Origin of the sequence: Bradyrhizobium sp., from assembly GCF_049581145.1 — a bacterium.
Taxonomy (GTDB): domain Bacteria; phylum Pseudomonadota; class Alphaproteobacteria; order Rhizobiales; family Xanthobacteraceae; genus Bradyrhizobium.
The window spans coordinates 1-3,813 of record NZ_JBAURI010001031.1 but is presented as its reverse complement, the minus strand read 5'-3'; the positions used below and the strand labels follow the sequence as shown (position 1 = coordinate 3,813).

Annotated in this window: 3 protein-coding genes and 1 pseudogene; 2 read left to right on the top strand and 2 right to left on the bottom strand. The window is 57.9% G+C overall.

All coding sequences use genetic code 11. The annotated features are described in order from the left end of the window. Nucleotides 1-353: pseudogene (locus tag WCB02_RS33390) on the bottom strand (amino acid--[acyl-carrier-protein] ligase); the annotation flags it as partial. A gap of 33 nt (nt 354-386) precedes the next feature. Continuing rightward, nucleotides 387-1,592, bottom strand: coding sequence for an acyl-CoA dehydrogenase family protein (locus tag WCB02_RS33385; RefSeq protein ID WP_423965138.1), 1,206 nt, complete (start codon nt 1,590-1,592; stop codon nt 387-389). Between the two features lie 292 nt (nt 1,593-1,884). Between WCB02_RS33385 and WCB02_RS33380 the strand changes: the two genes are divergently transcribed. Then, complete coding sequence (locus WCB02_RS33380) at nt 1,885-2,151, top strand: phosphopantetheine-binding protein (RefSeq protein WP_423965136.1); 267 nt, start codon at nt 1,885-1,887, stop codon at nt 2,149-2,151. 856 nt (nt 2,152-3,007) lie between these two features. Beyond that, entirely contained in the window at nt 3,008-3,553 is a 546-nt protein-coding gene (locus WCB02_RS33375; RefSeq protein ID WP_423965134.1) for an NUDIX hydrolase, read from the top strand. Nucleotides 3,554-3,813: the final 260 nt, after the last annotated feature.

The window sequence follows — 3,813 nt, the reverse complement described above, 5'->3', positions numbered from 1 at the left end:
GACGTGGTCCAGTCGCCGCCGGCGTCGAAGCGGCCGACCGCGGCGTTGATGTCGCGTTCGGTTCCGTGGAGGCCGCACACGCATCCGAGCAAATTAGGAAAGCTGTTCAGATAGCCGGATTTCTCGAGTTGCCCGCGGTTCATTACCGGCGGAAAGCGCATCACCTCAGTGTCCGGCTCTCGATGCCGCGTGATTAGGGCAGCGAGCCGCTCGACCATGCCTTCATAGAGCTCGGTGCGGGCATAGACACCATCGGTGCCCATCTTGTGGAACAGGACGTCCGCCAGATGGTCCAGCGCATCGGGTGGTTGTGGCGTGACTTCCGGTGCGCCGGTTCGGATGACAACATTCATGTTCGGGCTTCTTCCCGGTTCCGAAAATCTTCTTCAGTCGCGCAACTTAGTGGGCACGCCGCTCATCAGGCTCGCGGTCGCGATATTGGCCAGGATGCGGTCGTTGTTAATCATGATCGGCGCCGACAGCACGTCGCGCAATTGTCGGCCGACGCTGAAGTCGCCGTCGTTCCGATATCCGGATAATCCGCAGGCGCGCAACGCGCTCATCACGGTCTCAACCGCAAGCTCGGAGGCCTGCACCTTGAGCAGGTTGATCGATGACTGGAAGTCGAGCGAGGCCAGCGCGCGCCCGTCATTTTCGTGGTCCAGATAGGTGTCGAGGTTTGAAGTGATCATGGCGCGCAGTTTGGCCAGCGTCATCTTGGCCGCGGTGAAATGCGCCGCCCCAGGGGGCATCTGGCCGCCGTCGCCGCGCGCGGCTCTGCGGATGAACGATTGCGCGCGCTCGACGGCCGCCGCCGCGATCCCCGCCCAGGTTGAGGACCAGCAAAGATGCGCCACCGGCGTCATGGTCTGCGCATGAATCTTGTCATAGGCATCCGGGAAGATCTGGTCCTTGGTGCCCTTGAACTTCAGTTCGAAACCGGCGCTGCAGGTTCCGCGCATGCCGAGCGTCTTCCATTCGAGACTGCGTTCCAGCGTGTAATCGTTCTTGGTGATGGCGAGCAGGACCTGGTCGGAACCGGCGGCATCGTTGGCGCGGCGCGCGATGGTGATGATGCCGTCGGCCTGCGCGCCATAGGAAATCACGGTGGCGTTTCGCACCAGCGAGATTTCGAAGTCCATGTGCTCGACAGCGGCGCTGGAGAAGCGGATATTGCCACCGTTCCGGCCCTCGGTGGTCGAGGACGCCAGCAGCAACTGTTCGGCCGCGACGCGACGCATCAGGGCTTCGTGGTAGCGGCTGCCGACGCCGTGACGGACCAGGCAGGCGACCTTGGTCTGGTGCATCGCAAAGATCATCGCGGTGGATGAACACGCACGACCGAGCGTGTAGCACATGTCGGTAATGTCGGACATCGACGCGCCGTCACCGCCGAACCGGTGCGGGATCTGAACTCCGAGCAGCCTTTCCTGGCGCGCGGTGTCGATGGCGCTTTGCGGGAAGCGGGCGTCGCGATCGACATCCTCGGCTTCCGTGGCCGCGGACGCGGCTACTGTCGCCGTTCGCTCGACTAGTGAGCTCCGATCGAGAAGCGATCGTTCGCCGGTGCCGCCGTGGGCAACGCGGCCGATCCGGGATTCTTGGACGTTCACGGCCGATATGTCTCCCGCAAACAGGCCAGCATCGCGCCGACCAAGGCTGAAATTTAGAATTAAATCGATATTTTAGTTCATCTTGATTTAGTCAGAGGATTGAAATTAAATGGCATTTAGATTATAAAGAGGTGTTTTTTCGATGTCGAGTGTTAATTTTGAGTTTTTGAATACTTAGAGGCCACGAGCGGACGTCTTGCTAGCGAAAAGTCAATCGTGGCACAGTCGATTTGAAATAGAGAATTGGCGCGACATTGTTAGAAGGTTGAAAATGAAGAATGCCGACTTTCAGAATCGGATTCTTGCTCTCGTGGAGGCGATCCTTGAGCAGAATTCAATTATTTCAAAAGCGTACCCCGACTCGCGGCTGGTGGATATCGGGTTCACGTCAATGGACATGGTTAGCCTGATGCTTGGTGTGGAAGCCGAATTCAATTTCACAATCCCGCAATCCGAAATAACCCCCGAAAATTTCCAATCGGTAGAGACTTTGGAACTGATGATCGTGAATCAGTTCCAGTCTGGGAGGGTTCCCTGACGTCACGGAGGCGTTACTTTCATAGGCGAAGCTGGCGAACAGCGGCCCCAAAAGGTAGTGTCGGAGAGGTAACGGCCGCGATCTCGCGTCGGTCGAAACCGGAGGCGTAGCCCGTTGCGGCGCCATGGTCTGTCGGCGGCCGATCGATGTCGGCGCCATCGGGCGGCGCTCACTTCATCACCAGGTGTCCGCGCCGCGCGGACTGAGTCCAGAAGGAATCTAGCCAGGTGTCATCGTCCCAGAGGCGTAGTGACCTGCAAGTATCAGAATGGGCGCCCCGGTCGATCAGCAAACACCAGCATCGCCACGTCTTTCGCCCGTGGGTGCAGCGGCTGGTCGCCTTTTCGCCCTCCGCGATTCACGTCGGTCGGCGCAGCGAAGGCCGGCTCGCTCCACGACCCGGTCCAGCGGGGCGTTGGAATCGGCAGGGCGATCTAGCAAGGCCCTTGACGATGTCGTGCGCCTCGCTGCGAGGCATGCTTGGGGCCCAAGCTAGCCAGGGCTCGGCCTCTTTCCTGGAGGGTCTCGAGAGTTGACCGCGCGGCTCATGAGTCCTTCCGTGTCGCCTCATCATCGGTCATGGTCCGCCATTAAATGAAACTAAGCTTCTGAAATAGGAAAAAACCGACGGTAAATCGGCGTTGTCCCAAAAAGGGTCCCAAGCCCGCAATCTTTGAGCTACTTGTAGTTTGGCGGCCCGCGTCGTTGTACTTTGGGCTCATTGCGCATGGCAGAATCGTGATGACACAGGAATGTCTCCGGTGGGGAGTGTGACAAATAGCGGAGCCCGATATAATCGTTTGCCGACAATACAGACATGGTGTGATGCAATGTCCCGGCGTGAGGGAATGAGATCGTGAAAGATGATTTTCCAAAATTGATCAGCATTAGGCGCACCGTGGTTTCACCATGGCTTGAACTCGTGGCGCGCGATGTGCAGTTCCGCTCTAACTCGGAAATCGAGACCTATCACGCAGTAGCGCAGCCTCCTTATTTGGTTGCAGTGGCTATTACCCCCGAGCGGCGCATCCTTTTGGTTCGCCAATATCGTCCAGCGATTCAACGCTTCTCACTTGAACTTCCAGCGGGAATGCTTGAGGAGAACGAAGATCCGACCGACGCTATGGCGAGAGAGCTGCTGGAGGAAACCGGATACCTCATTCAGTCAATTACGCTGCTTGGCAAGGGGGCGACCTGTTCCAGCCGGATCGATAACGTGACCTATTCATTCCTTATTGAAACCGGCGAGCGTGTCCGTGACTTTGTCGAAGAACCTGGGGTTAGCGTTAGCTCGACTTCGCTGGCAGAACTTCGCCATCTGATTCTTTCAGGCGATTTCACCGAACAGACTCATATCGGAGCGATAGGCTTAGCCCAAATCAGCGGGCTAATTGCTTTCTGAGCAACTATTCAGTGCGTGCTTCGGGGGCCACTTTAATCCTCCGAATATGACTTCGCCATTCATGCCGGCCTCCTCCCAGCAGACAGCTTGCCGCGCCACCATTGGAATCCCCGATTCGGTCTTTTAGCGAAACTGACCTGCCCCTAAGAATTTCCTCCAGAAGGATTTAGAGTCCGCCCTGACGAAGGACGGACAGATGAAGCGGAAGCGGTTCACGGAAGAGCAGATCATCGCGGTTCTGAAGGAGCACGAGGCCGGCG

Bases quoted from the DNA above. Each gene is read 5' to 3' on its own strand.
- WCB02_RS33380 (WP_423965136.1), top strand. From the start codon at position 1,885: ATGAAGAATGCCGACTTTCAGAATCGGATTCTTGCTCTCGTGGAGGCG.